Annotated in this window: 22 protein-coding genes, 1 tRNA gene and 2 pseudogenes; 17 read left to right on the top strand and 8 right to left on the bottom strand. The window is 67.8% G+C overall.

The window, feature by feature from the left end; genetic code table 11:
• Positions 1-367: 367 nt before the first annotated feature.
• Positions 368-1921, top strand: coding sequence for a hypothetical protein (locus Sfulv_RS17165; protein WP_173314969.1), 1554 nt, complete (start codon positions 368-370; stop codon positions 1919-1921).
• Between the two features lie 262 nt (positions 1922-2183).
• On the opposite strand, the gene Sfulv_RS17160 is transcribed toward Sfulv_RS17165, so the two are convergent.
• From Sfulv_RS17160 to Sfulv_RS17150, 3 genes are all read right to left on the bottom strand, one after another.
• Entirely contained in the window at positions 2184-3128 is a 945-nt protein-coding gene (locus Sfulv_RS17160) for an SRA domain-containing endonuclease (protein ID WP_173314966.1), read from the bottom strand.
• Positions 3129-4422: 1294 nt separating this feature from the next.
• Entirely contained in the window at positions 4423-4965 is a 543-nt protein-coding gene (locus tag Sfulv_RS17155; protein ID WP_173314963.1) for a GNAT family N-acetyltransferase, read from the bottom strand.
• Complete coding sequence (locus Sfulv_RS17150) at positions 4962-5735, bottom strand: GntR family transcriptional regulator (protein WP_173314960.1); 774 nt, start codon at positions 5733-5735, stop codon at positions 4962-4964. The genes Sfulv_RS17155 and Sfulv_RS17150 overlap by 4 nt, the downstream gene beginning before the upstream one ends.
• Before the next feature lie 685 nt (positions 5736-6420).
• Between Sfulv_RS17150 and Sfulv_RS17145 the strand changes: the two genes are divergently transcribed.
• The 13 genes and pseudogenes from Sfulv_RS17145 to Sfulv_RS17090 all read left to right on the top strand — a co-directional run bounded on the left by Sfulv_RS17145 (position 6421) and on the right by Sfulv_RS17090 (position 17920).
• Positions 6421-6600 carry a hypothetical protein gene (locus Sfulv_RS17145; protein WP_173314957.1) on the top strand — a complete coding sequence of 60 codons (180 nt, stop codon included), beginning with the start codon at positions 6421-6423 and terminating at the stop codon, positions 6598-6600.
• Positions 6601-6782: 182 nt separating this feature from the next.
• A complete protein-coding gene (locus Sfulv_RS17140; RefSeq protein WP_173314954.1) occupies positions 6783-7085 on the top strand; it encodes a hypothetical protein in 303 nt (100 codons plus the stop codon).
• Positions 7082-7297: pseudogene (locus Sfulv_RS30535) on the top strand (DUF6303 family protein); the annotation flags it as partial. The gene Sfulv_RS17140 and the pseudogene Sfulv_RS30535, both read left to right, overlap by 4 nt.
• Positions 7298-7361: 64 nt before the next feature.
• Positions 7362-8366, top strand: coding sequence for a DUF2637 domain-containing protein (locus Sfulv_RS17135; protein WP_173314951.1), 1005 nt, complete (start codon positions 7362-7364; stop codon positions 8364-8366).
• The gene (locus Sfulv_RS17130) at positions 8363-8692 is read left to right on the top strand and encodes an RRQRL motif-containing zinc-binding protein (protein ID WP_173314948.1); all 330 of its coding nucleotides are present in this window, start codon (positions 8363-8365) and stop codon (positions 8690-8692) included. Before Sfulv_RS17135 ends, Sfulv_RS17130 begins: the two co-directional genes overlap by 4 nt.
• Positions 8693-8710: 18 nt before the next feature.
• Positions 8711-9106, top strand: a complete 396-nt coding sequence (locus Sfulv_RS17125; RefSeq protein ID WP_173314945.1) for a DUF3307 domain-containing protein — start codon at positions 8711-8713, stop codon at positions 9104-9106.
• Positions 9107-9212: 106 nt separating this feature from the next.
• Positions 9213-10820: a hypothetical protein gene (locus Sfulv_RS17120; RefSeq protein ID WP_173314942.1), complete on the top strand. Its 1608-nt coding sequence runs from the start codon at positions 9213-9215 to the stop codon at positions 10818-10820.
• Between the two features lies 1 nt (position 10821).
• A complete protein-coding gene (locus Sfulv_RS17115; protein WP_173314939.1) occupies positions 10822-12897 on the top strand; it encodes a hypothetical protein in 2076 nt (691 codons plus the stop codon).
• A 222-nt stretch (positions 12898-13119) separates the two neighbouring features.
• Entirely contained in the window at positions 13120-13422 is a 303-nt protein-coding gene (locus tag Sfulv_RS17110; protein WP_173314936.1) for a hypothetical protein, read from the top strand.
• A gap of 85 nt (positions 13423-13507) precedes the next feature.
• Positions 13508-14374, top strand: a complete 867-nt coding sequence (locus Sfulv_RS17105) for a bifunctional DNA primase/polymerase (protein ID WP_173314933.1) — start codon at positions 13508-13510, stop codon at positions 14372-14374.
• Positions 14375-14376: 2 nt separating this feature from the next.
• Positions 14377-15852: an AICE element replication initiation protein gene (locus Sfulv_RS17100; protein ID WP_173317939.1), complete on the top strand. Its 1476-nt coding sequence runs from the start codon at positions 14377-14379 to the stop codon at positions 15850-15852.
• Positions 15853-16303: 451 nt separating this feature from the next.
• Positions 16304-16495: a helix-turn-helix transcriptional regulator gene (locus Sfulv_RS17095; RefSeq protein ID WP_173314930.1), complete on the top strand. Its 192-nt coding sequence runs from the start codon at positions 16304-16306 to the stop codon at positions 16493-16495.
• A gap of 60 nt (positions 16496-16555) precedes the next feature.
• Positions 16556-17920, top strand: coding sequence for a tyrosine-type recombinase/integrase (locus Sfulv_RS17090; RefSeq protein WP_173314928.1), 1365 nt, complete (start codon positions 16556-16558; stop codon positions 17918-17920).
• Positions 17921-18082: 162 nt separating this feature from the next.
• On the opposite strand, the gene Sfulv_RS17085 is transcribed toward Sfulv_RS17090, so the two are convergent.
• Positions 18083-18164: transfer RNA gene (locus Sfulv_RS17085), tRNA-Tyr, on the bottom strand.
• Between the two features lie 168 nt (positions 18165-18332).
• On the opposite strand from Sfulv_RS17085, the gene Sfulv_RS17080 reads away from it, so the two are divergent.
• The 3 genes from Sfulv_RS17080 to Sfulv_RS17070 all read left to right on the top strand — a co-directional run bounded on the left by Sfulv_RS17080 (position 18333) and on the right by Sfulv_RS17070 (position 20250).
• Positions 18333-18821, top strand: coding sequence for a YajQ family cyclic di-GMP-binding protein (locus tag Sfulv_RS17080; protein WP_173314925.1), 489 nt, complete (start codon positions 18333-18335; stop codon positions 18819-18821).
• A 201-nt stretch (positions 18822-19022) separates the two neighbouring features.
• Positions 19023-19544 carry a methylated-DNA--[protein]-cysteine S-methyltransferase gene (locus Sfulv_RS17075; protein WP_173314922.1) on the top strand — a complete coding sequence of 174 codons (522 nt, stop codon included), beginning with the start codon at positions 19023-19025 and terminating at the stop codon, positions 19542-19544.
• A 43-nt stretch (positions 19545-19587) separates the two neighbouring features.
• Positions 19588-20250 carry an alpha-ketoglutarate-dependent dioxygenase AlkB family protein gene (locus Sfulv_RS17070; protein WP_173314920.1) on the top strand — a complete coding sequence of 221 codons (663 nt, stop codon included), beginning with the start codon at positions 19588-19590 and terminating at the stop codon, positions 20248-20250.
• 83 nt (positions 20251-20333) lie between these two features.
• On the opposite strand, the gene Sfulv_RS17065 is transcribed toward Sfulv_RS17070, so the two are convergent.
• The 4 genes and pseudogenes from Sfulv_RS17065 to Sfulv_RS17050 form a co-directional block, all read right to left on the bottom strand.
• Positions 20334-20726, bottom strand: coding sequence for a YccF domain-containing protein (locus Sfulv_RS17065; protein WP_173314917.1), 393 nt, complete (start codon positions 20724-20726; stop codon positions 20334-20336).
• Positions 20723-21585 (bottom strand): annotated as a pseudogene (gene htpX, locus Sfulv_RS17060) (zinc metalloprotease HtpX). The gene Sfulv_RS17065 and the pseudogene htpX overlap by 4 nt, the downstream one beginning before the upstream one ends.
• Positions 21586-21872: 287 nt before the next feature.
• Positions 21873-23414, bottom strand: coding sequence for an NADH-quinone oxidoreductase subunit N (locus tag Sfulv_RS17055; RefSeq protein ID WP_173314914.1), 1542 nt, complete (start codon positions 23412-23414; stop codon positions 21873-21875).
• The gene (locus Sfulv_RS17050) at positions 23411-24967 is read right to left on the bottom strand and encodes a complex I subunit 4 family protein (RefSeq protein WP_173314911.1); all 1557 of its coding nucleotides are present in this window, start codon (positions 24965-24967) and stop codon (positions 23411-23413) included. The genes Sfulv_RS17055 and Sfulv_RS17050 overlap by 4 nt, the downstream gene beginning before the upstream one ends.
• Positions 24968-24976: the final 9 nt, after the last annotated feature.

Here is a 24976-nt window from a genome sequence, read left to right as displayed (position 1 = left end):
ACCGCGTCGACGCCGTGACGGCTTTCAAGACCGTCTCCTCCTGAGCCTTCGCAACGCTCTGGCCTACCTCGATACACGGCCATGCGGTTCAACCGCCCGTATTGGCCCACGTATGGCCCACAGCCTCTGTATGGCGAGACGAAATGAGCATGCCGCGTGCTTCGACACCCCTTTTAGGGGATCGCACGGAGGCCGTACACAGCCAGCAGCCGAGGCTCGTCTTCCCCTGGCGCCCGCCTTCGACCGCCTGCGTCCAGGACTGTTGATGTCAGCCATGGATGCCAGCCACCAGTTACCACCATGATCATTATTGTGACGGCCCGTTCAATCGGCTGAAGTCTTGGGGAACGGTCACTAAGGTGGCTCCATGGGGACTGACGAAGAGCGCACTTTTGGATCATGGCACCTCAGGGGTGGTCGCTACGAGCAACACGGTCTCCCTGTAGAAGTCCTGTCCGAATTTGCACGCTATGAGCGCCTAGTGGCGGACGTAGCCAGGGCGCTTTACATGCAGCGCCACCCGCAGCGGCAGCGGGCACCGAGGCAGTTTTCTCAATTCAACCTCCGTCTCGCTGAGGTAAGAAGCGGCAGCGTGGTGCCTGTGCTTGTGATGCCGCAAGATTCCGAGGCTGCACTATTCCAGACTGATGACGCCGACGTTTTTGATGAGGCGCGAATTTTGATTCAAAGCACGTTGCGCTCCGTTGGGCAGGGCTCTGGGATCCCACCGAAATTCCCCGTTCAGGCACTGAGGGAATTTGCGCGCTTCGGACGGAGTCTGCAGGAGAAGGAGTTCATTAGCTTCGATGAAGGAACTCCGAATGCGGCTGTATACTCACGAGATGTTCGGCAGTCAATTCAGGAACTCGCCAGGTTCGAGCGCTTCGAAGTTGAAACCCTGGTAGTAGGTCAAGTAATCAGCGTAGCGGCCGATGAAGGCACATTCAAGGTAAGACTTGCCCGAAATTTCCGAGTTATCACTGGGCGTTTCTCCTCGGACGATATCGTTCCAGATCTACGTCAATATCTCGATGTGTCCGCACTCGCCCCTACTGTCGCAATAAGCTCTGTGGCGATTCAGTCAACCGCAGGCGAGATCATCGAGATCCAGGACATTCTGGGAATCGAGCCAGTTCTTCCTGCTGACTGGTCGGAGCGATTGGCGGATCTGCAGAAGCTGGAAAATGGATGGCTGGAAGGCTTCGGCGAGAGTGTCGACAGGAGAGTTCTGCGGCAAGCTGAGTCCCTCCTACTGGAACTCTTGGATGCAGGGGCAACCAGACCGTACATCTATCCCACCGAAAAGGGCGGCGTTCAGCTCGAATGGAGTTCGAGCGCGGGGGAAGTGACTGCCGAGGTCACACCTGAGGGGAAGGTTGAGGTTTACGCCTTCTCCAATACTGACGATGGAGAACTCGATGCGACCTTCGCGGCGCAGGAGCTACAGGAAGCAGCAGAAAGCCTGATTGGGGGATTCAGCAGTATGCCCGATGAACTGCGCGTAGGTGAATTCGAGCTTACAGACGAAGGGGAGATGGTCTGGCGTCAAATACATCCGTCGTTCGTGCATGATGGGCGTGTTTCAAGTCAAGCATTTACGCCTACACAAAGTCATGCCGGGGAGCTTTCGGTCACTCGTAGCTCCCTTATTAACGCGCAGAGCGCATTCGAGCACTACGTGGGGACTCTCGCCCTACCGTCGGCGGGCGTTTACGCAATCACGGTCGGAGAAGTCGCTCAAGAAAATCTTCGCACCGTAGATGACTCGAACGTGGATGACGGCGAAATCCGACCGCCCGCCCATGCTTACATTGACTTCAAAGCTGTCTCTGGGAAGGCCGCCAAGCGAGTGGGCGGGGCCCTCCGTACAAAAGCTGAGCCTCGGGGATGGGCCCATGATGCAGGCGCAGCTGCTACTTAAGGGTAGAGAACGGCTTCAAGCTAAACGGCCTGGTGTCAGCTGACTCTCAACAGCTCTCCTTTTGCATTCGGCTAGCTGTGAAGGCGTTGACGGTGGCCTGTGCATCCCCTGCACGGTAGCCATGCGGATGCACACGCCCACAGCCAGAGGGCCGGTACTGAAATCAGTACCGGCCCTCTGGCTTGCTGCTGAGCTGTCAGGGTGACCGCACTTGAACCCGCGAGGCCGTGCTGATGAGCTACCGCAGAATCGTGCACGGCGATCAAGGGTTAGGTAGCAGGTCAGCTTCCGAGCACTTGTATCCGCGCCCGTGGGGCCAGATGATCGCTTGCCTGGCAGCCTTCGCGAGTTCGAGGAGATCCGCCCGGGGCTTACTCGGCACGAGAACAGCTTGGTACTCGGCACGTACGAAGCGGTTGTAGTCCAGAAGCTGACCAAGGGCCATGCGCATATTCTCCCGGGTCACGCTGCCCTTGGCTTCGATGAGGAGATCCAGGTCAGGCACGTAGAGGTCCGTGAGAAGCGGCCTGGTTTCTCCTGCGGGAAGGATGCGCTGACGGTTGACCCGGTAGCCGTTGGTGCGCAGGTATGCGCTGAAGTCCAACACCAGCTTGCCCTCACGACGCTCTGCCTCGTACGGCTCGCGGTTCGGATCGACATACGTCTTCTCGGTTTCGAGTCGTTCGAGGTCGATCTCGGTGACGGTTTCAAGCTGGTCAGACAGGAGTCGACCCAACTTTGTACCTGGACGCTTGGCTGGGATGTCCAGAGGGCGAAGCTTGAAAACGATGACCTTGCGAAGTGGGCCGTCTCCGGTCTCGGGCGCGTCTGCTTCGTACCATCCCGCCTCGGCGAACCGCCCAAGGTAGGTGACGTGGCCCCGGGCACCTTGGAAGACCCGCAGCGCTCGCCCTTCGGCTTCGTGGTTCAGGATGCTGGCGTTCCCGGACAACATCCGCTGATCGCCGTACTGCCCTTCCCCGCTGTAGTGGAAGCGCCCATCGGGCATCCAGCCGTCGTAGTACCCGTGCTTCTCACCGGCGATCGGGTCGGTAAAGATCATCACGTTGGGTGTCTTGGCTGACGGTCCGATGCCGCCCTGAGTCCGCCCGCCGAACCTGCCGTGCAGCTGCTTGCGCTCGATCACGTCGCCCGGGTCGAGATCCCACTCGATGGCCTCGTGCGCCGCGGAGTTCGCCTCCACCATGCTTGCTCTCCTCCTTGGGACGCCGCGTCCGCTACTACGGCTCCTCGTAGTGTACTCTGGCCGAGCCGCATGGGAATCTGCGGTGCGAATCGGATGTCAGATTTTGGCATCAGATTCGGACATGTGGTGACCGGAGGCTTCGGTCACGGGAAAGAAATAATTGATCTGCGCGACCTTCTAATAGCTCTGACACTGACGGCCCATCAACTGCGTTACGCGATGGGTATGCTGAGGCCACCTCGCTCCTTACCGATCGTTGCACTCGACGCACTTGCGGTCGAGGTACCCGGTCCGCCGGGGGAACCACCAGGTGAGGAGTAGGGATGGAGAAGCGAGAGCCTAAGGAGCAGAAAGAGAAGCGAGAACGAGAGTCCGACCCGCGATGGTTCAGGATCTTGGTTCTGGCCCTGCCTGCTGTGGCGGCTGTCGCAGCCTGTGTGGAGCAGTTGGCGCGACGGTAGTGCCGTGAGTTGGAGAGGTACCCGGGCGATGGGGCCGACCGCTATGAAGAGGGTCCGGCCGTCTGCTACTCGGCCGGACCCTCTTCGATGACTCCACGCATGAGCCCGGTTCTGGTTGCACCCAGGGCCGGGCTCCTCTGCTTGGAGCGATCGAGGTGGTGATCACCTGCGACTTTTCCACTGTTGAAGTGGAAATGGTGAACCCACATGTCTCGAATCAACTATAGCCGGATGGCTCCTCGCCGGATTGGACGAGGATGATGCGTTGCCGAAGAAGTGGGTGGCAGCCAGTTCACCTGCGCGTACTGCACTTTGTCCAACCACCGCTCACCTCGGCTCCCATCCCGTCCGCCTTCGACCCACACTCCGTGGAGCGGTCGTGGTTCAGGGCGTCAAGGTGGAGCGCGCCACTGTACGAACGACCTTGACGCCCTAGGCCGCGACTGCTCGGCTCTGCCTGGGTCGAAGGCGGACGAGATGGGAGCCTCCACGACGCTCGCCACGCTCCGGCCGGCACTCGCGAACGGCGCCCCGTCCATCCCGGTGCCGTAGCGCCCCCACCGGAGGCATGTCTTGAAGCCGCGGGCTTGGTTCTCGTCTTATGCCCTTCGGGCCTATCCACTGCGGGCGCGCGTCGGCGGCGGCAGCGACGAGCGGGCCGAAAGCAGGAGCGCGGGCGCAGCCAGAGCCGGGAAGCGCGCCCGGCGGAGCGGAGCGCAGCCGGGTGCCTTGATGAAGTAGAGAAAGTTCTACCGCGTCGGGGCTATGAAGGCTTTCAAGAACGTCGCTCCGACCGTTTCCACATCCCTCTGACCTTGCCCGCAGGTGTGGCGTCAGGTTGCGTTGTCCTCGAAACCGTGGTCGGCGGGTGCCGTCGGACGCTGCGCGAGCCACCCTGAAACACGCGGCCCCCCATTCACCGCACCACCATCGCGAACAGTGCGCACGTGCTCGAACCCCTGCTGGAGGTAGTACCGCTGTAGCGCCATGTTCGTCGTCCACGCGTCAAGGCGGAGCCACTTTGCTCCATCGCGATACGCACGGTCGCCGGCCCAGTCGAGAAGCCGACCACCAAGGTTCTGTCCGGCATGGGTCCGCGCCACGGTCAGCTTGGTCACGAATCTTGACGGCTCACTCAACTCCTCGTCCGTCCACATGCCTTCCTCCACGTCGGACGTGAGAGTGATGGTGGCCGCTGTCACGTCGCCGTCCGTGACCATGAAGACGGAACCTGCCTCAATCGTGGCGAGCAGCCGGTCAGCCGGGTAGGGGCGCTGCCACTGGTCGCTACCGAGACGTGTGAGCCAAGCTGCGGCCTCCCCACGGAAGGCCAAAAGCTTGGTCACGTCGTCCGGGCGGGCGGGGATGATTTTCACTGAGGGTCGATCTCGCTTCGGGCGGCCTGGTCGCCGATCTCGTAGGTCATCCGGTTCAGGTCACCCCGGAACGTCGTAATGGTGCAGCGAACAGGCCGCTCCGCCGAGTAGCCAGTCCGCATCCAGAGCAGCACCGGCACCCCTGCACCGATCTCCAGCAATCGCGCCTCGTCCGGGGTAGGCATGCGCGTAGAGATTTCGTCGAAGTACCCGATTTGCTCGGTCCCATGAGCAGCCAGGTACCGAGTAGTGCCCTCTTCGATGTCACCAGGTTCCGCGAGGCGGGGGGCCTCATCAGCCAGCCACGCGGGGTAGTACGTGGCCTGAGTCGACCACGGCACGTCATCGACATACCGATGGCAGAACCGCAGGACAGTGCGAGATTCGGGTTCTACCTTTAGCCTCCCCGCCACATCCGCCGGCGCGGGCAGGATCTCAACCCTGAATGTCTGGTGCGGTCGACGACCTGCGCCAGTGACGTCTGTGCTGTAGGCGTCACCGTTCTGGGGGAAGCTCAGATTCTCGAACCGGGAGGCGTTCAGCTTGAACACCTCATGCTTGGCAACCTCGTACCCGAGTCCCTGACTGGACGAGACAAGCCCCTGCGTGACCAGCAAGCCAAGCCCGGACCGCACAGTGTTCCGCGATGCGTCGAAGCGCGCTGACAGCTCGCTTTCCGAAGGGAGCCGCGCCCCGGGCGGGTATGCCCCGTTGTCGATTTCGCGGCGCAGAGCATCCGCGATTTGCCGATACTTCGGCTGCTTGCTCATGACCCCATCATGACGCACTCGCTCAACTTGTTGGTACATGTGGGCCCCGATCGCTTGACGACTCACCGTCCGTGGGTGCACCATCACTACATCAACTTGTACCAACAAGTTGAGCAAGCGGTGCAGCTCCTTCAAGTGTGCCCGGTTGCGCGATATTCCCCGCCTTTGCGCGGCGGATGCACTGCCAAGGGGCCCGGGACAGAGCGGGTCGAGGGAACCGGACCCCTGGTCAACCGGATGGCACGAGACCGAAAGGTCATGTCTCTGCCTACAACGGGCTAGCGGCTCTTCCGTGAAACGGGAGTCGCCCCCGAAGGAGACACGCACGTTCAAGCACACCTCCGCGGCGCTTCCCGCGCTGCGGCCGGTTGCCTCCCCCGCCCGTCCGACCCCCTTGGGTCGTACGGGCGGGGCTGAGGGGAGCCGGATGGTCCGGAACGAGGAGCGGCACCCCGGGGGCAACCGGGGTGCCGCGAGCAGGCACCTGTGTAGGAGGCACCTGTGATCAGCAGTCTGACAGAGCAGGACCGCGACGAGCTTTCCAAGAAGGTCAGTGAGGCCAACCGCCGTTCCTCCGGCGGGTCCGGTCGCTGAGCATGCACCGCCCCGGATCACGGCGTGAGGCTGCCGGATCGAGTCCGGCCCGGGGCACTCGGTACCACCCCGACCACCGAAGGGACCGTTCATGGGATCTGCAGATCGCTGGCCCGACCTCACTGGCAAGACGTGGGCACACAAGACCACGCCCGAGATGACGGACGACGAGGTCAACGACGCCCGCGCCTCGTTCGAAGCGGTCGGCCGCACCGACTACGAGGGCGAGTGGCTGCGACGTCACGGCCTTCCCGAGAACTACGGCCACTGACCACCAGCCCCGGATCACGGCGTGAAGCCGCTGGATCGAATCCGGCCCGGGGCACTCGCCGCCTGCTCTGGCGGCCGGGCCGACCACATGACGTGGCAGCCCATCCCTGAACGGCGCGCGGCCCCGGTGCTCGAACACCGGGGCCGCTTTCAGGCCGTCTCACCGCGAGGAGAAAACGACCCATGAAGACCATCGTTGCTGGTCGCGTGGCTGTTACCGCGACCGAGTTCATTGAGCTGGCTCTGGGCATCGACCTGGAGCTGTTCACCGGTTCGCCCACCGAGTCCGTGATGGACCGGGCGGCCCGTCTGGACGTCGCCCGCGAGGTTCTCGCGGACTTGCGGGAGAGCGACCCGGAGGCCGCGGCCTACGCGGAGAGCCTGATGCGGGCCCTCCCGCTCAAGGAGCCCCGGCCCTGCGGCCGCCGCACCCGCCACGCCACCTCCCGGCGTCCGCTGCACGAGCGTGCGGCGGTGACCGCATGAGCGAGTACACCGCGCAGATGTCCAGCCGTGACGGCAGGTGGACCCTGTACGTCGCCCTGATGGGTGTTCCGGTCTCGCAGTGGCCGGAGCACGACTTCGGCCCCGGGACCGTACCGACACCGCCGGAGCGTTCACAGGCGCTCACCGGCCTGGGGTTCGTGTTCATGGACGGGGCCCAGTGGGAGTGGACGGAGTACCCGGAGAGGCCGGACGACGACACCTCCCCGGTCCGGCTGCTGGCCTCCGTTCAGGTGCGTTCACGGGAGGGGGCCGGTCGTGAACAGTGTTCAGATCCGTTCAGCGGAACGCGCCCTGTCGGTCGGGACGTGGCTGATCGTCGGTGGGGCGATGCTGTTCTCCATTCTCACGGTGACGCCGTTGATGGAGCGCCACAGCCCCAAGGGGTGGGAGTGGACGGCTCCGATCCTGCCTCTGGTGGTGGATGCGGCGGTCGTCATCGTGGTCCGTCTGGACTCGGTCCTGGCCGCGTTGGGCGGGGACGGTGGCCGGTGGCCCATCGCGCTGCGGTGGATGACCGGCGGCATGACCCTGGCCCTGAACGTCGCGGACTCCGCGCTGAAGAAAGACCTGGTCGGGGCGGCGGTCCACTCGGTCGCGCCCCTGCTTCTGATCGTCACGGCTGAGACGGGTCTCGCCTACCGTCAGGCCATCACCGCCGCCCACACTGCCCGCGAAGCACAGCTCAGCGCTGAGCGGGCGGAGCGCGAGCGGGCCGCTGAGGAGCGCCGTGAGGCGCAGGAGCGGCGGGTGCGTGAGGAGCGTGAGCACGCGGCGCAGCTGGCTCGTGAACAGCGTGAACACGAAGCGCTCTTGGCCCGTGAGCAGACCGCCCGGGAGGAAGCCGCCCGGCTGGAGGAGCGCGAGCGGGTGGAGGCCCGGGAGCGGGCTGAGCGGGAGGCCCGTGAACGCCGTGAACAGATGCGTGAACAGCAGCAGGCCGAGCGTGAACGCCTTGAACGCGAAGCCGCGCAGCGCCGCGAGCTGGAGGCCCGGGAGCGGGAAGCCCGTGAACGCCGTGAACAGATGCGTGAACAGGAGCGGGTGGAGCGTGAACGCCTGGCCCTGCTGTCCGCCGGCCCTGCTGTGGAGAGGCAGGAGGAGCCGTTGGCGCGGGCCACGGTCCGGGCCGCGTTCGATGCCGGGCTGTCGATCCGGCAGGCCGCCGAGCTGTGCGGCTGGTCCACCGGCTGGGTGACCGCCCGCTACCAGGAACACCGAGACCACACCGCAACGAAGGCGCTGGAAGGCGCGAACCAGTGAGCGGCCTGCCCGAGTACCGGTGGCGCCTCGCCCCCGAGGGTCTGGCCACCCGCCGTCAACTCCGCGCCCTCGGCCTGCGGCCCGGCGGTCAGGACGTGGCCGCTGAACTCCAGCGGCCGCGCCGACGTCGGGGTCCGCTGGTCGCCTACCTCTACCGCGTCGACCGGGCCAAACCGGTCCGCCCGATGACCCCGGGCCGTGCGGCGGCTCTGGCGAAGGCCATGGCTGCCCGCCGCACCTGCCCGGCCTGCCGGCGGGATGCCGGGTACTGCATCCCGCGCTCGCTCGGCTTGTGCGTGCCCTGCGCCGACTCCCCGCCCTCATGAACCGGAAGGACACTCCTCGTGTTCGCTTCGCTGTTCATCCTGCTCTACCTGGGTCATCTGCTGGCCGACTATCCCCTCCAGAGCGACCATCAGGCCGCACACAAGGCCGGTCGCGGTGCGGCAGGGTGGCGGGCCGGCCTCACGCACGCCGCCACCCACATCGCCACGTGCGGTGCGGGACTCCTCGCAGGGGTGGTGCTGCTGGACCTGCCGGTGACCGTCCCGGCCGCGCTGGCAGCACTGGTCTGGATCGGTGCCACGCATGCGTTCATCGACCGCAGGTGGCCGGTGGCCTGGTGGATGGACCATGCCCGCCAAACCGGCTGGGCCGCGAACGGCGGTGCCGCGCACGTCGACCAGACCGCGCACATTCTCGCCCTGGTCCTCGCCGCCCTCGCACTCGCCGCGGCCTGACCGCAGGCAACCCGCTTCACGTACGTGCCACACACAAACGCAGGGCCCGGCCCTCTCCACCACAGATCCGGCCGAGCCCTCCTACTCCCAAGGGAGTGCACTCAGCATGACTGACACCACCCTTGCTCCGGAAGTAACCCCCGTGGCGGCTCCGGACACTGACCCGCCTCCTCCGCCCCCACAGAAGCCGACCGCCGAGGTAGAGCACACCCCGGGCGGGTGGCCGGTCGTCCCGCTCGCGGTCACCGGCACCAACGCCACCACGTCCCTGATGGCCGCTGCCGCACTGGTCGGAGGCCCCGCCGCGTTGGCGGTTGCCGCCACGGGTGCCGTCGTCCTCGGCACGATCGCAGCGACCCACACCCGCCGCACCAAGAACAAGCCCCACCAGACCAAGACCAAGACGACCAAGGGCTCAGGGTTGGGCAAGAATGCAGGCCGCGTGTCCCGCAACGCGAGCGCTGCCGCTCCGGTGGGCCGCGCTTCCGGCCGTCGTGGTGCGGCGGGAGGGGTGCCGAAGCAGTCCCGTAACGGGAACGCCGGCACCAGTAAGACGCCAGGCCGTGGCGGGAAGAAGACCACTCACGGCACGACCGGTTCTTCCACGGCGGGCTCCAAGGCGGGAGCGCTGCACCGCAGCCTGCACACACCCCGCAAGACACCCAACACCCCCGGGCCGAGGTCGGCTCCTGGTAAGTCCCGGGGGCGTGCGGGGCAGGTCAAGGCGCTGCGCGAGTCGGCCCGCAAGGCGGCCCCGTCCCGGGCTGATCGGCGGTCTGAGACGGCTGGGGCACGGCGGGCCCTGGCGGATGCCCGCCGTGACGCCAAGACGGCCGCCCGGTCGGCATCGTTGGACCGTAAAGGCCCGATCGGCCGGTCTGTGACCAAGGCCGCGGGCCGGGTCGGGGCCGCCAAAGGCTCGTTGGTCGACCGCAGCCGTCAGGCGCGTGACCAGCGGACGGCCGCAAAGGTCTCCGCCCAGCGCGACGACATCCGTAAGGCGCCGGTCCGGAAGAAGGCACGCAAATCCCTGTGGCGGTCCGCTGCCCGCTTTCAGGGCCGCCGACTACTCGCCGCCCTGCTCGCCGGGGCGTTGGGGCTGGTCGGGATGGTCTCCACCCCGTTGGGCCGGAAACTCGGCTGGGCCTGGCTGATGTACCCCGGTCGCCGCCTCTATGCCCGGATGACCCGCACCGCCCAGGAGCAGCGCACCCACCGGGACGACGCCATACGCGCCGCCCTGGAGGACGACGAGGTTGCCGCCGACGCCGAGGCGGCTGCCAGCGCCGATCAGATCAGCGACACGGCCGAGCGCCCCGAGGGGCTGGCGCCGGCAGCACCCACCACGACTGCGAGTGAGGGAGAGGGCATGTCTGGTTTCCGGTTCGAGGAGTACGCCGCGGAGATGGAATCCGCAGCTCAGCAGTACGAGCCTGAGTCGGCCATGGAGATCCTGGCCATGGTCGAACGGCTCCCCGACGCACTCACGAGCGTCGCGAACGTCATGCGCATCCTGGCCGAGCGGGCCGATTCGGAGTTCCCGCTGGAGAAGGACGTCGCGGAAGGCTTCAGCTCCATCTTCGGCGCGGTCATGTCCGCGGTCGCGGTCGCGGAGGACATGGGGCCGCTGTTCCGCCTCTCCCACGAACAGGACATCGCCCGCCACGAAGACCCCCGCAACGGGACCGAAGCCGAGAAGGGCTGGAACGTCTGAGATGACCACCACCACACAGGCCAGCACCGGGCCGGTGTGGGACTGGGCTGCCGGTCACGGACCCGTGACCGGCGCCCTGTCCGCCACCACCGGATGCCTCGCCCTCGCCACCACCGGAGCAGCCACCGGCATGCCCCCCGCCTGGGCCCTCACCATCGGCGCCGCCGGGGCGATCGGCCACACGATCAGCAGCCTGCGCGAACGCCTGGCCGCCCGCACCATCGCCATGCGCTCCGCCTCCTGGCTGGTAGGCGCCGGATGGACGACATGGGCCATGACCACCGGGCCCCTGACCTGGGCCGCCCTTGGATCACTCGCCACCATCGGCGTCGGGATCGGCGCCGCCGCCCGCTCCACCCTCCTCTACGAGGAGGCGAGGGAGCTGGAGGCCATCGCCGCCGATGAACGCCAGGTCAGCCGCGAACTCAGCGCGGAACGGCGGGCGATCGCCGCCGAGTGGGTGGACCGGGTGCAGCGGGTCTGCACGATCACGCTGCGGGTCGTCGCGGTGGAGATCTGGCCGACCGGTACCGGGTTCACCATCGATGCCGAACTCCCTGCCGGTGGCACCACCTACGACCGGATCGCGCAGCACTCCGCGGCCCTGTCCGCCGACGCGAGGCTCCCGCATGGCTGCACCGCGGTCGCCTCGCAGGGTGTGCATCAGGGGCGGGTGCTGATCGATGTGACCACGGTCAACGTGCTCTCCGAGGAGCGCACCTACCCGTCTGACTACAGCCCGTTGTCGATCTACACGGGCATCCCCTGGGGCTACCGGACCAATGCCGAAGAGATCTGTGTGTTCCTGCGCGAGCAGTGCGCGCTGGTCGTGGGCCCCACCGGGTCCGGGAAGACGAACATGGTGCACGTGATCCTGGCCGGGTTCGCCCGCACCACCGACATCCTGACCTGGGTCATCGACCTGAACGCCGGATCGGCCGGCCTGCCCTGGGTCCGCCCCGCACTCGACACCCACGGGGCACCCGTGGACGGGGTCCGGCCGGGCATCGACTGGCTCGCCTCAACCCACGAGGAAGCCGCGCTGATGCTCGATGCGGCCCTGGTCATCGGGTTGCGCCGCAAGGTCGCCTACCAGGACCTCATGGCCAAGGCGAACACCGACCAGCTCCCCATCAGCGGGAAGATCCCCCAGATCATGCTGGTCGTCGATGAAGGTGCGGAGATCCTGACCAGCACCGACCGCCGCATGAAGGACCTCGCGAAGAAGATCCTCGAAGTGATCCGGATGCTGCGCGCCATGGGGGTGCGCACCGTCCTCACCGCGCTGGGTGCCACCGGGTCGGTGCTCGGCAACCTGATGATCCGCCGCGAAGCCAAAGCCCGCGTCTGCCTCACCGGCGGCGAAGTCGAAGGCATGGACCTCAGCAGAGTCTTCCCCGGAACCCGCGGGCTCCGCGTGGACCAAGCCCCCTACAAGGGCGCCGGGTTCATGGGCACCCCGGAATCCGCCGCAGCCCTGTTCAAGAACTGGCGGATCTTGCCCAACCAGATCCGCGACATCGTCCACGCCACCACCGACATGCACCCCACCCTCGACGCCATCTCGGCCAAGGCTGCGGGTGACGCGTACACGAACCGGTGGGACCCGGAACGCACCGCGTGGATGCGCGACCCGACCAACACACCGGCCGCCGACACCGGACCGGCCGAACAGTCCGCCGTGAGCAACGGACTGAACCTGTCCGCACTCCGCAACGAGCAGGCGGCCCCGGTATCCGATGAGGACGCGGCCGTGCGCGCGTTCATGGAACAGATTGACCAGCAATTCGGCACCGCCCCCGAGCCCCCGAACCACCCGGAAAGGCCGGCGGCGCCGGGACTGAACTTGTCCGCGTTAAGGGATGAGCAGGCGGACGGGCCGGACTGGCTGGGCAAGGCACTCACCGCCATCGAGGCAGCAGGCCCCGATGGCATGAAGCCTTCCGCTGTCGCCGACATGGTGGGGAAGGACCGCAAGACTGTCCGCGCCGGTCTCAAGGCGGCAGCCGAACGCGGCGAACTGATCTACCGCGACAACGGACCGCACTCCGTCTACGTCCACCCCGACCACGCTTGAACGCCTCACACGCAGAGCTACCGAGTACTGGGTACTGGGGTGCGCCCCAGTACCCAGTAGACACCCTAGGAGCCCGCACAGAGCCGTCGAACAGGCATTTTCTACTGGAGACCTCACTACCCACTACCCAGTAGCACTCTCCGCGACAATCACACAGTGTCACCACAGGCCCCGCCGGGCCACCGTCCGGTGGGGCCGTCCTGTACCCGGAAGGAGCACGTCATGAACGACCGCGAACCGCCGGGCACCATCCGGCACATACCCGCCGACGTCTGGAACCGCGCCCAGGCCACCGGCCAGCCCATCGTCGTAGTCATCCACGACACCGACCGCCCCGGCATCCCATGGCGACGCTGCCTGATCCCGTTCGCCGTCGCCGGAGCTATCGCGCTCGGCGCCTGGGGGCTGGTCCTCGCCCTGTGCGCGCTGCTCGACGCAGCCACCCACGCCTTCACCATCATCGCCGGAGCCGCCGGACCCATCGGAATCGGCGGACTCACTCTCAAGCTCACCCGCAAGCACTAGCTACGCCGAGGGCGGCCCCCTCTCACGCCAATGATCCGGGACCGCCCTCGTCTGCCAGCACCCAAGAGAACTGGAGACACCCAGCATGACCCAACCCACCCTCATCCGGCGAGTGCCCGGCCACCTGCACACCGCCCTGGACCTCGCCGCCCGCACCGTTCCCGTCCTGCCGTTGCGGGCGGGAAAGGTGCCGTTCGGGAACTGCACCGCCTGCCGGGACAACGCCTGCGGCGGCCGTCCGAACATGAAGACCCCCGGACCCTGCCACTGCCCCCGCCCCTGCCACGCATGGGCGGCTGCCACCACCAACCCCACCGCCCTACGATCGCCTGAGTGGAAGGGGGCATGGCGCGAAGCGGCAGCGGTGGCCTACCACCCCGGCGGTGCCGAGCTCACCGTCGTAGACCTGGACAACACCGGCGCCATTACCTGGGCCCGGCACCACCTGCCCGCCACCCGGACCGTGCCGACGACGCGGGGTGAGCACTGGATCTACCGGGGCGCGATGCAGTCCGCGAATGCTGTGCGGCCCGGCGTCGACATCAAGTCCACCATGTCCTACGCCCGGTGGCTCGGCCCCGGCACCGGCACCATGACCGACCTGCCCGACGTTGTGCGCGCCCTGGTCGTCAAGGAGCCCTCTGCGCTCAGCCCCGTACCGCGCGTCGTCAGTGTGTCCGCGCCGGTCGGGGGCGGGAAGTGCTGTCACCGCACGCCCGCCTATCTGGACCGCGGCATCGCCATGGCCGAGCAGCGCATCACCCAGGCCACCAGCGCGGTGCACGCGACCGTCTACCGGACCTTCCTCGCCGTGCTGTCCGCGCACGGCCGGTGCGGCTGTCTGCGCGACACGCACGTCGGGCGGCTGTTCGCTGCTGCTCAGGCCAAGGGCGAATCCGTCCGGCACTGCACGGACGCGTGGACCAACGCCCGCACCCGGTTGGGGCTGTGACCATGTCCGACGACGAGAAGAACCCGGCCCGCGAGGTCATCACCGACTACGCGCGACAGCACTTCCGGTACTTCCGTACCGCCGAGGGAACCGTCTACGCGCAGAAGAACGGCCACCCCGTGGCCCGCCCGATCCGCTCCCAGGGCACCACGGGCAGCCACCGCCAGGAACTCATGGTCGGCCTGTACAAGGACGGGCGCGGAGTGTTCAACGGAACCGCCCTCAAGGAGGCGCTGGACTTGATCGAAGCTCTCGCACTGACCGAGGACACCCAGCCCGTCCACATCCGCGTCGCCCCCGGATTCGACGGGGCGACCTGGCTGGACCTGGGGCGCAGCGACGGGCAGTCCGTCCGTATCCACCCCACCGGCTGGGACGTCACTGTCCCCGACCCGCGCGAGGTGTGCTGGCGCCGCACCCAGCTCACCGGGGAGCTGCCCCTGCCGGCGAAAGACACCGAAGGCAAGGGCATCGACCTTCTGCTGAGGCTGTGCAACTTCGCCACCGCGGAGACCGAGTGCCTGGCCATCGCCTGGCTCATCGGCTGCCTCGGCCCGTCCGTCCCCGTCCCCGCACCCTTCCTCACCGGACCCCAAGGTGCGGGCAAGTCCACCGCAGGACGGATGCTCCTGCGGATCATCGAAGGCATGAGCGGAGACCTGCGCCGCGCCCCCAAAGATGAAGAGAACCTGATCGCGGCCGTCGCGGCCGGATGGATCACCGCCCTGGACAACCTCTCCCACATGCCCCCGGACCTGTCCGATGCCATGTGCTGCATCGTCACGGGGGCGGAGAGCGTCAAAAGGGCCCTGTTCACCGATGGGGACGTGTTCCGGGCCCGCTACCGACGCCCTCTGCTCCTGACCGGTATCGACGTGGGAGTCATCCGACCCGACTTCGCGGAACGGCTCCTGCCCCTGCGCCTGGAGCGCCCCCGTGTCCGCCGCACCGAAGCGGAACTGTGGGCGGAGTACGCGGAGGCTCTGCCCGTCGTTCTCGGCTCCCTCCTGGACCTCACGGTCAAGGTCCGCGCGGCCCAGGCGCAGACCCCCACAGATCTGCGGATGGCCGACTTCGCCCACCTGTGCGCACAGCTCGACGCAGCAACCGGCCTCGGGGCGCTCAACGCCTACCGGGCCAGCCTGGACGACCTCAATGACGACGTCATCGAGGGGGACCTCCTCGCGCAGACCGTCCTCATGCACGCCGACAGCATGGCCCCGGGCGCAGAGCAGCGCATGACCTCCACCGAGTGGCTGCACCACCTCAGCCGCCTCTACAGCGGCGACGAACTGCGCCCCCTGCCCAAGGGCTGGCCGACCACCGGCAAAGTCCTCTCCGACCGCCTCAAACGCCTCCAGCCGACCCTGGCCGCACGCGGTGTCCTCATCGACACCGGCCGCACCCGCGAGGGCCGCTACCTCGAAATGACCCGCCAGAGCACCCCGCCCCCACACGAGCAGACCGGAGCGTTCTGACCCGCAGCCGCGCTCAGCCGCAACAGCAAGAAGAGCACCCGGCCCGGCGTGCTCTTCTTGCTGTTCGGCGGAACGCCGCCCGGTAGTCGCGCCGCGCAGCGGCTCCCTCTTCACGCTGTGAGGCGCACCGAACTACAAGAAACACCCCCCTCCTTTTTCCTAAGAGAGAAGACGCTGCGTCACCTGCGTCATGCAGACAAGAAAACGGCTCCTGACCTGCGGATAGAGGCATGACGCAGACAGCGACGCCTGCGTCATCCTGCGTCATCTGCGTCACCCGATGACGCAACCCATGACGCACCGATGACGCACCGCCCGGCCGCTGTGTCACACAAAACCCCAGGTCAAAGCCCCGAATGACGCTGATGACGCAGTGACGCAGAAATCCGCACCTCGGACAGGCACAGCCCTGTTCCAGATCCGCACCCGTCGCTTCCCCAGGAGTTGCACCGTGGCCCGCCCCAAAATGCTCAAACTCCCCGAAGTCCTCAAAGAGATCGACATGAGCCGAGCTGCTTTCTACCGCATGCGCGCCCGCGGGCAGGCCCCCCGCCTGCAGAAGCTACCGAACGGCCATCTCCGGGTAAGCCGTGCCGACTTGGACGCATGGTGGGAGCGCTGCGGACAGCGCGCTGCCGCCTGACCTACCTCGCCAACCACATAGGGCCCGCCGATCCGGCGGGCCCTCTCTTTCGGGAGCACAATGCCCACGTACGACGTACGGATCTGGTCCGTCCGGCAGCGCAAGGATCGCGGCCAGTCCTCGGCCGAACTGCGCTGGAAGACCGGCCAGACACCACACTCACAGACCTTCCGGACAAAGACCCTGGCCGAAGGGCGCCGCGCGGAATTGCTGAGGGCAGTGCACAGCGGTGAACCATTCGACGAGGTCACCGGTCTACCGGTCAAGGAGCTGCGGGAGCGCAACGAGGTGAGCTGGTACCAGCACGCTCGCGACTACATCGAGATGAAGTGGACGCACTCCCCCGGCTCCACCCGGCGGACTCTCGCCGAGGCCATGGCGACGATTGCCCCTGCCCTGGTCACGGACACCAAGGGAATGGCCGATCCTGGGACCGTGCGCGTCGCGCTCTACAGCTGGGCATTCAACATGACCCGACGTACCGAGGAGCCTCCTGCGGATGTCACCAAGGTGCTGGCCTGGTTCGAACGAAAGTCACTGCCTACGTCGGCCCTGAGCGACCGAATGCACGTACGTGCAGCTCTGGACGCGCTGACCAAGAAGCTGGACGGCACCACCGCCGCAGCATCCACCATTCGCCGGAAGCGAGCCATCTTCCACAACGCGCTGGGCTACGCGGTCGACGCGGGCCACCTGTCGCAGAATCCTCTTCCTCAGGTTCAGTGGAAGGCTCCGGAGCAGGTGGAAGAGGAGTTGGACCCTGCCACCGTGCCTGACCCGCGCCAGGCTCTCGCCCTGCTAAATGCCGTACGGACGCAGAGCGACAGAGGCCGGCGGCTGGTCGCGTTCTTCGGGTGCATGTATTACGCGGCGGCACGCCCCGCTGAAGTGATCGGGTTGCGCATCCAGGACTGCGACCTGCCCCGTTGCGGATGGGGCGCGCTGCTGCTGCGGGAGACTCGCCCCCGGTCCGGATCGGCATGGACCGACAGCGGAGAGGCGCACGATCAGCGCGGGCTCAAGCACCGCCCTCGCAAAGCCGTCCGCACGATCCCAATCCCGCCTGACCTGGTCGCCCTGCTCCGCTGGCATATCACCGCCTACGGAACAGCCGCCGATGGCCGTCTCTTCCGCACTCAGCGTGGCGGTCTCATCCAGGACACGGGATACGGAGAGGTGTGGGCGGAAGCCCGCTCGCGTGCCCTCACGCCGCTCCAGCGCGCTTCCCCGCTCGCGAAGCGTCCGTATGACTTGCGTCACGCTGCTGTCTCGACCTGGCTCAGTGCAGGGGTGGAGCCACAGGTGGTTGCACAGCGTGCCGGCCACAGTGTGGCCGTCCTCTTCCGCGTCTACGCCAAGTGCCTGAATGGGGCCGCAGCGACGGCGAACGCGCGGATCGAAGCAACGCTGAGAGGCGGGAGTTAGGCGCCCCATGCTGCCCCACGCCCGCCCCACGCAAGCTGGTCAGCACGCGAAACATGGTGAGACACACCGGTACATAGAGCCCATTTGCGGCTAGTCATGATCGGGCATGCTGAAAGGGCCCGCGATCAGCGTTTCCGCTGGTCACGGGCCCTCTCGTTCGTGTGGCGGCGCCAGGGTTCGAACCTGGGTAGGCTGAGCCGGCAGATTTACAGTCTGCTCCCTTTGGCCACTCGGGCACGCCGCCTCTAACAGCGCCTGGGCGGTCCGTGCGGACCTCCTGGGCGACGACGTAAACACTACCTGATGACCGGGGGTGCTCCGCTACCCAGTTGATCAGGATGTGTGGCCGGGCGGGATGGCTAGGCTTTGGGCGTACCCGAACGCAATTCGACGACGCAAGGAGCCACACGTCATGGCCGACTCCAGTTTCGACATCGTCTCGAAGGTCGAGCGGCAGGAGGTCGACAACGCCCTCAACCAGGCCGCCAAGGAGATCTCCCAGCGCTACGACTTCAAGGGCACGGGCGCCTCGATCTCGTGGTCGGGCGAGAAGATCCTGATGGAGGCGAACGGCGAGGAGCGGGTCAAGGCCATCCTCGACATCTTCCAGTCCAAGCTGGTCAAGCGCGGCATCTCGCTGAAGGCACTGGACGCGGGCGAGCCGCAGCTCTCCGGCAAGGAGTACAAGCTCTTCGCCACGATCGAGGAGGGCATCTCGCAGGAGAACGCCAAGAAGGTGGCGAAGATCATCCGTGACGAGGGCCCCAAGGGCGTCAAGGCACTCGTCCAGGGTGACGAGCTGCGGGTCAGCTCGAAGAGCCGGGACGACCTGCAGGCCGTCCAGTCGCTGCTGAAGGAGAAGGACCTCGACTTCGCGGTGCAGTTCGCGAACTACCGGTAGTGCGGTGACTGCCGCGGGGCAGTCACGGACGGGGCGGGCGTGCCGGGCGGCGCGGTCGCCCCGTATGCGTTGCGGTGCTCTGCCGGGACGCGCGGCGGTCCGGGCGCCGGACGCGATGTCCGAATGCCGCCGGTCCTGGGGCGGCGCGAGTCGCAGACTCGGCTGGGCGGGACGGGTTACGGGCGAGGGAGTGTGAGGGTCATGACGTTGTACGCGAGGGTCGGCAGCACGCTGGGCGAGCTGCTGCTCGTCGGTGAGCGGCAGCCGGGGGCGGCCGGGGGCGCCTCGGGCGCCGCGCTGGTGTCGGTGTCGCTGCCGGGTCAGAAGGGCGGCGCGGCGGTCCGGGAGGGCTGGCTCCACGCCCCGGAGGCGTTCGCCCACGTCGCCAGGCAGTTGACGGCGTACTTCGAGGGCCGGCTGACCCGCTTCGACCTCGCGTACGCCGAGGGTGTGGGCACGGACTTCCAGCGGCGCGTCTGGAAGGTGCTGGACTCGATCCCGTACGGGCAGACGGTGTCCTACGGCCACGTGGCCGCTCAGGTGGGGTCCTCGGGGCCGGGGGTGCGGGCGGTGGGGACGGCGATCGGGCGCAATCCGCTGCTGATCGTGCGGCCCTGCCACCGGGTCATCGGCGCCGACGGCGCCCTGCGGGGCTACGCGGGCGGGGTGGAGACCAAGAGGCGGTTGCTGGGGCTGGAGGGGGCCCCGGTGGCCGTGAGGTGAGCAGGAGGGTTTCTCCGCGCGCGTGAGGAAGGGTGGTGTCCCGTTGTCAGGTCTCTTTCCGCGGCCTCGGGCCGTCGTCGCCCCGGGTGCCGTGCACGTGCCCGAGTGGCTCCCGGTGGAGCGGCAGCGGGAGCTGGTCGAGGCGTGCCGGGAGTGGGCGCGGGGGCCCGTACCGCTGCGGCACACGGTGCTGCCGGGTGGCGGGGTGATGTCGGTCAGATCGCTGTGCCTGGGATGGCACTGGCAGCCGTACCGCTACACGCGTACCGCCGGAGATGTGAACGGCGCTCGGGTCGCCCCGTTCCCGGACCTGCTCGGCGACTTGGGGCGGGCGGCGGTGGCCGAGGCGTACGGGGACGAGCGCGCCGCCGAGGCGTACGCGCCGGATACCGCGCTGGTCAACTTCTACGACGGCGGCGCGCGCATGGGCATGCATCAGGACAAGGAGGAGCTCTCCGGGGCTCCGGTGGTGTCGCTGAGCATCGGCGACACCTGCGTGTTCCGCTTCGGGAACACCGAGGGCCGTGGACGGCCGTACACAGACGTGGAGTTGGCCTCGGGCGATCTGTTCGTGTTCGGCGGCCCGTCGCGTCACGCCTTCCACGGGGTGCCCGCGGTGTACACCGGAACGGCCGACCCGGCGAGCGGGATGCGCGGCGGCCGGCTCAACCTGACGCTGCGCGAGACCGGGCTCACCGGGCGGTAGACGGCGCGGCCCGCGCCGCCTCAGCGCCGTTCGCGGCCTGACCTGATCCTGGAATCCAGGACCGTCGTGAGGCGGGACGGCTTCTAGCGGGTGGCGAACGGCTGGTCGGACCTGACGATCTCCTTGCCGAAGGGCATCAGGGAGACGGGGATGAGCTTGAAGTTCGCGATGCCCAGCGGGATGCCGATGATGGTGACGCAGAGGGCCGCACCCGTGACGACGTGACCGATGGCGAGCCACCAGCCGGCGAGGACCAGCCAGAGCACGTTCCCCACGCAGGAGGGTCCTCCCGCGTCCCGGCGGTCCACGACCGTGTGGCCGAACGGCCAGAGGGCGTAGACGCCGATGCGGAACGCCGCCACCCCGAACGGGATGCCGATGACCGTGACGCAGAGCAGGACACCCGCGGCCAGGTAGCCGAGGAACATCCAGAATCCGCAGAGAACCAGCCATATGACGTTCAGGATTGTCTTCACGGTCGATGACCTGCCATCTGCTCTAGTCGGGCGATGCGTTCCGCCATCGGCGGATGCGTGGCGAACATCTTGGACATGCCCCGGCCGGGACGGAAGGGGTTCGCGATCATCATGTGACTCGCGGTCTCGATCTTCGGCTCGGCCGGCAGCGGAAGCTGCTTCGTACCGGCGTCCAGCTTGCGCAGGGCGCTGGCCAGGGCCAGCGGGTCGCCGGTGAGCTGGGCTCCCGAGGCGTCCGCCTCGTACTCCCGGGAGCGGCTGACTGCCAGCTGGATCACCGAGGCCGCCAGCGGGCCGAGGATCATGATCAGCAGCATGCCGAAGAGCCCCGGGCCCTCGTCGTCGTTGGACCGCCCGACCGGGATCAGCCAGGCGAAGTTCACCAGGAACATGATGACGGAGGCGAGCGCGCCGGCGACGGAGGCGATCAGGATGTCACGGTTGTAGACGTGGCTGAGCTCGTGTCCCAGCACCCCCCGCAGCTCGCGCTCGTCGAGGATCTGGAGGATGCCCTCGGTGCAGCACACGGCCGCGTTGCGCGGGTTGCGGCCCGTGGCGAACGCGTTCGGCGCCTGGGTCGGGGAGATGTAGAGCCGGGGCATGGGCTGCCGTGCGGCCGTCGAGAGCTCACGGACGATGCGGTACAGCTGTGGCGCCTCGAACTCGCTGACGGGCCTGGCCCGCATGGCGCGGAGCGCGAGCTTGTCGCTGTTCCAGTACGCGTAGGCGTTGGTGCCGATCGCGACGAGGAGGGCCACGATCAGACCCGTACGCCCGAAGAAGCTGCCGATGACGATGATGAGAGCTGACAGGCCCCGAGGAGTACGGCGGTTTTCAGCCCGTTGTGCCGGCGGTGCACGGTACGCCCTCCAGATGGTGCGGCAGGGGAACCCTTTGCTTGGTGGTGCTCCACTCCCCAGTGGAGCCTCCCGTACTGGTCAACGCCAGGCGAGGAGAGCTAGTTCCCTTGTGCGCGCGGGCGCGGGCGTGGGCCGTCCGGGTGCCGGGCGGCTGCGTGTGCCGAGTCCGGAGGGCGTCTTCGAGACTGATTCAGCGGGAGCCGAGGAAGCAGGGGACGGCGGTGGTGATGGGGAAGGCGACGCGGGCGGCGAGGACTTCCCGTCGAGCGGATCGGGGGAGGACAGGTCAGAACAGGTTGACGGCGGCGAACCTGAGGACGAGCTGCGGGGCGCCCGAGAGGACGATGCCGGCGGCGGCGGTGAGGACGATCGCCGTGGTGAGGGGGGCCGGGACGCGCGGCCGGGCGGCGGCGGGGGCCTCGGTGGCCCCTTCGGTGGGCTCGGGGCTCCGGAAGAGGGCCGCGGTCCACTGGAGGTAGTAGTAGAGGGCGATCACCACGTTGACCGCCATGACGACCGCCAGCCAGCCGAGCCCCGCGTCCACAGCGGCCGAGAACACGGTCACCTTGGCGAAGAGGCCGATGATGCCCGGCGGCAGTCCCGCCAGACAGAGCAGGAAGAAGCCCATCGCGAGCGCGGTGAGGGGGCGGGCGGCGTACAGGCCCCGGTAGTCGGAGATCCGGTTGCCGGGGTGCGTACGGGCCACCAGGGCGGCCACCGCGAAGGCGCCGAGGTTCACGACGGCGTACATCAGGGCGTACGCGACGGTCGAGCCGATCCGCTCGTCGCCGGCGTACGCGGCGGCGGCGATCGGCACCAGGAGGTAGCCGGCCTGGGCTACGGAGGACCAGGCGAGCAGGCGTACGGCGCTTCGGGCCCGCGTGGCGCTCTGGCGCAGCGCCGCCACGTTGCCGATGGTCATGGTGAGCGCGGCGAGGACGGCGACGGCCGGCCCCCAGACGTCGGCGTAGGCCGGGAACGCGATCACGGTGACGAGGACGAGACCGGAGAAGCCGACCGCCTTGCCGACGACGGAGAGGTACGCGGCGATCGGCAGCGGTGCGCCGACATAGGTTTCGGGAACCCAGAAGTGGAACGGCGCGGCGGCCGTCTTGAACGCGAATCCCACGAGGGTGAGGACGACACCCGTCTTGGCGAGCGTGTCGAACTGGCCCGGTACGTCGTCGAGGCGGGCCGCGATCTCGGTGAGGTGCAGGGTGCCGGTCGTCGCGTACACGAAGCCGACGCCGAGGAGCATGACGGCGGTGGCGACGACGGAGGACAGGAAGAACTTCAGCGCCGCTTCGGACGAGCGCCGGTCGCCGCGCTTGATGCCGACGAGCGCGAACGCGGGGAGCGAGGCGACTTCGAGGGCGACGACGAGCGTGGCGAGGTCGCGTGCGGCGGGCAGGAGTGCGGCGCCGGCCGCCGAGGAGAGCAGGAGGAACCAGTACTCCCCCGCGGGGAGCTTGCGGGTGTCGTCCAGGGAGAGGAGCGCGGTGAGCAGCGCGCCGCCGAGCACGAGGGCCTGGATGACCAGGGCGAAGTGGTCGGCGGTGTAGCTGCAGGCGTCGCCGGGAGCGGGGACGCAGAAGGTGGAGCGGTCGCCGGCGCGCAGCGGCAGGAGGAAGGCGAGAGCGGCCACGAGTCCGGCGACGGAGGCGTATCCGAGGTACGGCTTGCGGCGTTCGCTGACGAAGAGGTCGGCGACGAGCACCCCGAGGGCCGTGGTGGCGGCGATGACGGGGGGCGCGATCGCGAGCCAGTCGACGGACTGGACGAGGCTCGCGGTGCTCCCGGCCGCGGTGGTGACGACGGCTGCGGTCACGACTTGCCTCCTGCGAGGAGCTTCTGCACGGCCGGGTCGGTGAGGCCGAGGAGGACGGCGGGCCAGAGTCCGGCGATGACGGTGAGGGCGGCGAGCGGGGTCCAGGCGGCGAACTCGTGGCTCTGGATGTCCGCGACCCGCGGCTCCCGCTGGTGGTCGGTGGGATCGCCCATGCAGACACGGCGTACCACGAGCAGCATGTACGCGGCGGTGAGGAGGGTGCCCAGGGCGCCGATCGCCATGAAGGTGAGGAAGGCGGGGCGGCTGAGCCCGGCCGCGGGGTCGAACGCACCGAACAGGGTGAGCATCTCGCCCCAGAATCCGGCGAGGCCCGGGAGGCCGAGCGAGGCGACCGCGGCGAAGGCGAGCAGGGCCCCGAGGCGGGGTGCCCGGCCGTAGAGCGCGGCTCCGGTGGCGCCGGCGAGGGTGTCGAGATCGGCGGTGCCGTACCGGTCCTTGACCGCTCCGACCAGGAAGAAGAGCAGGCCGGTGATGAGTCCGTGGGCGATGTTGGCGAACAGCGCGCCGTTGACGCCGGTGGGGGTCATGGTCGCGATACCGAGCAGTACGAAGCCCATGTGGCCCACGGAGGAGTACGCGATCAGGCGCTTGAGGTCGCCCTTGGCGCCGGGGCGGACGAGCGCGAGGCAGGCCAGCGATCCGTAGATGATGCCCACCACCGCGAAGGCGGCGAGGTAGGGCGCGAAGGTGTGCATCCCCTCGGGGGTGACGGGGAGCAGGATGCGTACGAACCCGTACGTGCCCATCTTCAGCAGGACGCCCGCGAGCAGGACCGAGCCTACGGTGGGCGCGGCGGTGTGGGCGTCGGGGAGCCAGCTGTGCAGCGGCCACATCGGGGTCTTCACCGCGAGGCCGATCCCGATGGCCAGTACGGCGATGACCTGCACGGACGAGGTGAGTCCGCGGCCGTTGTCAGTGGCGAGTGCCACCATGTCGAAGGTGCCGCTCTCCAGGCCGATGAGGAGCAGCCCGAGCAGCATGATCACCGAGCCGAGCAGGGTGTAGAGGATGAACTTCCAGGCGGCGGCCTGCTTCCTCTCGCCGCCCCAGCGGGCGATGAGGAAGTACATCGGGATGAGGACCATCTCGAACGCCAGGAAGAACAGCAGCAGGTCGAGGACGGCGAAGGTCGCGAGGGTGCCGGACTCCAGGACGAGGACCAGTGCGACGAACGCCTTCGGGGAGGGTCCCGCCGGCAGCTTGAAGTAGCTGTGGAGCGCGCAGAGGAAGGTCAGCAGCGCGGTCAGGACGAGAAGGGGGAGCGAGATGCCGTCCACACCGAGATGGATCCGGACGTCGAGCGCCGGAATCCAGCTGATGTCGGTGCTCGCCTGCATTGTCGACGGCTGGTCGTGGTCGAAGCCGATGGCCAGGACGACCGCCGCGAGAAGGACCAGGCCGGTGACGGTCACTCCGTGGCGCAGCACGGCCTGTTCCGGGTTCTTCCCCCTCAGCCCTGGCGGGGCGGGGAGCAGGGCCGCGGCGGCGCCGATGAGAGGGGCGACGACGATGAACGCGAGAAGGAACTGCATCACTGATTC

Origin of the sequence: Streptomyces fulvorobeus, assembly GCF_013167895.1 — a bacterium.
Classification (GTDB): Bacteria; Actinomycetota; Actinomycetes; order Streptomycetales; family Streptomycetaceae; genus Streptomyces; species Streptomyces fulvorobeus.
Note: the sequence above shows the minus strand (reverse complement) of the source record. Positions and strands in the feature narration are given on the sequence as shown.

Bases quoted from the DNA above. Each gene is read 5' to 3' on its own strand.
- Sfulv_RS17115 (WP_173314939.1), top strand. From the start codon at position 10,822: ATGACCACCACCACACAGGCCAGCACCGGGCCGGTGTGGGACTGGGCT.
- Sfulv_RS17105 (WP_173314933.1), top strand. From the start codon at position 13,508: ATGACCCAACCCACCCTCATCCGGCGAGTGCCCGGCCACCTGCACACC.
- Sfulv_RS17145 (WP_173314957.1), top strand. From the start codon at position 6,421: ATGGGATCTGCAGATCGCTGGCCCGACCTCACTGGCAAGACGTGGGCA.
- Sfulv_RS17050 (WP_173314911.1), bottom strand. From the start codon at position 24,967: ATGCAGTTCCTTCTCGCGTTCATCGTCGTCGCCCCTCTCATCGGCGCC.
- Sfulv_RS17120 (WP_173314942.1), top strand. From the start codon at position 9,213: ATGACTGACACCACCCTTGCTCCGGAAGTAACCCCCGTGGCGGCTCCG.
- Sfulv_RS17080 (WP_173314925.1), top strand. From the start codon at position 18,333: ATGGCCGACTCCAGTTTCGACATCGTCTCGAAGGTCGAGCGGCAGGAG.
- Sfulv_RS17110 (WP_173314936.1), top strand. From the start codon at position 13,120: ATGAACGACCGCGAACCGCCGGGCACCATCCGGCACATACCCGCCGAC.
- Sfulv_RS17160 (WP_173314966.1), bottom strand. From the start codon at position 3,128: ATGGTGGAGGCGAACTCCGCGGCGCACGAGGCCATCGAGTGGGATCTC.
- Sfulv_RS17090 (WP_173314928.1), top strand. From the start codon at position 16,556: ATGCCCACGTACGACGTACGGATCTGGTCCGTCCGGCAGCGCAAGGAT.
- Sfulv_RS17150 (WP_173314960.1), bottom strand. From the start codon at position 5,735: ATGAGCAAGCAGCCGAAGTATCGGCAAATCGCGGATGCTCTGCGCCGC.
- Sfulv_RS17165 (WP_173314969.1), top strand. From the start codon at position 368: ATGGGGACTGACGAAGAGCGCACTTTTGGATCATGGCACCTCAGGGGT.
- Sfulv_RS17075 (WP_173314922.1), top strand. From the start codon at position 19,023: ATGACGTTGTACGCGAGGGTCGGCAGCACGCTGGGCGAGCTGCTGCTC.
- Sfulv_RS17140 (WP_173314954.1), top strand. From the start codon at position 6,783: ATGAAGACCATCGTTGCTGGTCGCGTGGCTGTTACCGCGACCGAGTTC.
- Sfulv_RS17100 (WP_173317939.1), top strand. From the start codon at position 14,377: ATGTCCGACGACGAGAAGAACCCGGCCCGCGAGGTCATCACCGACTAC.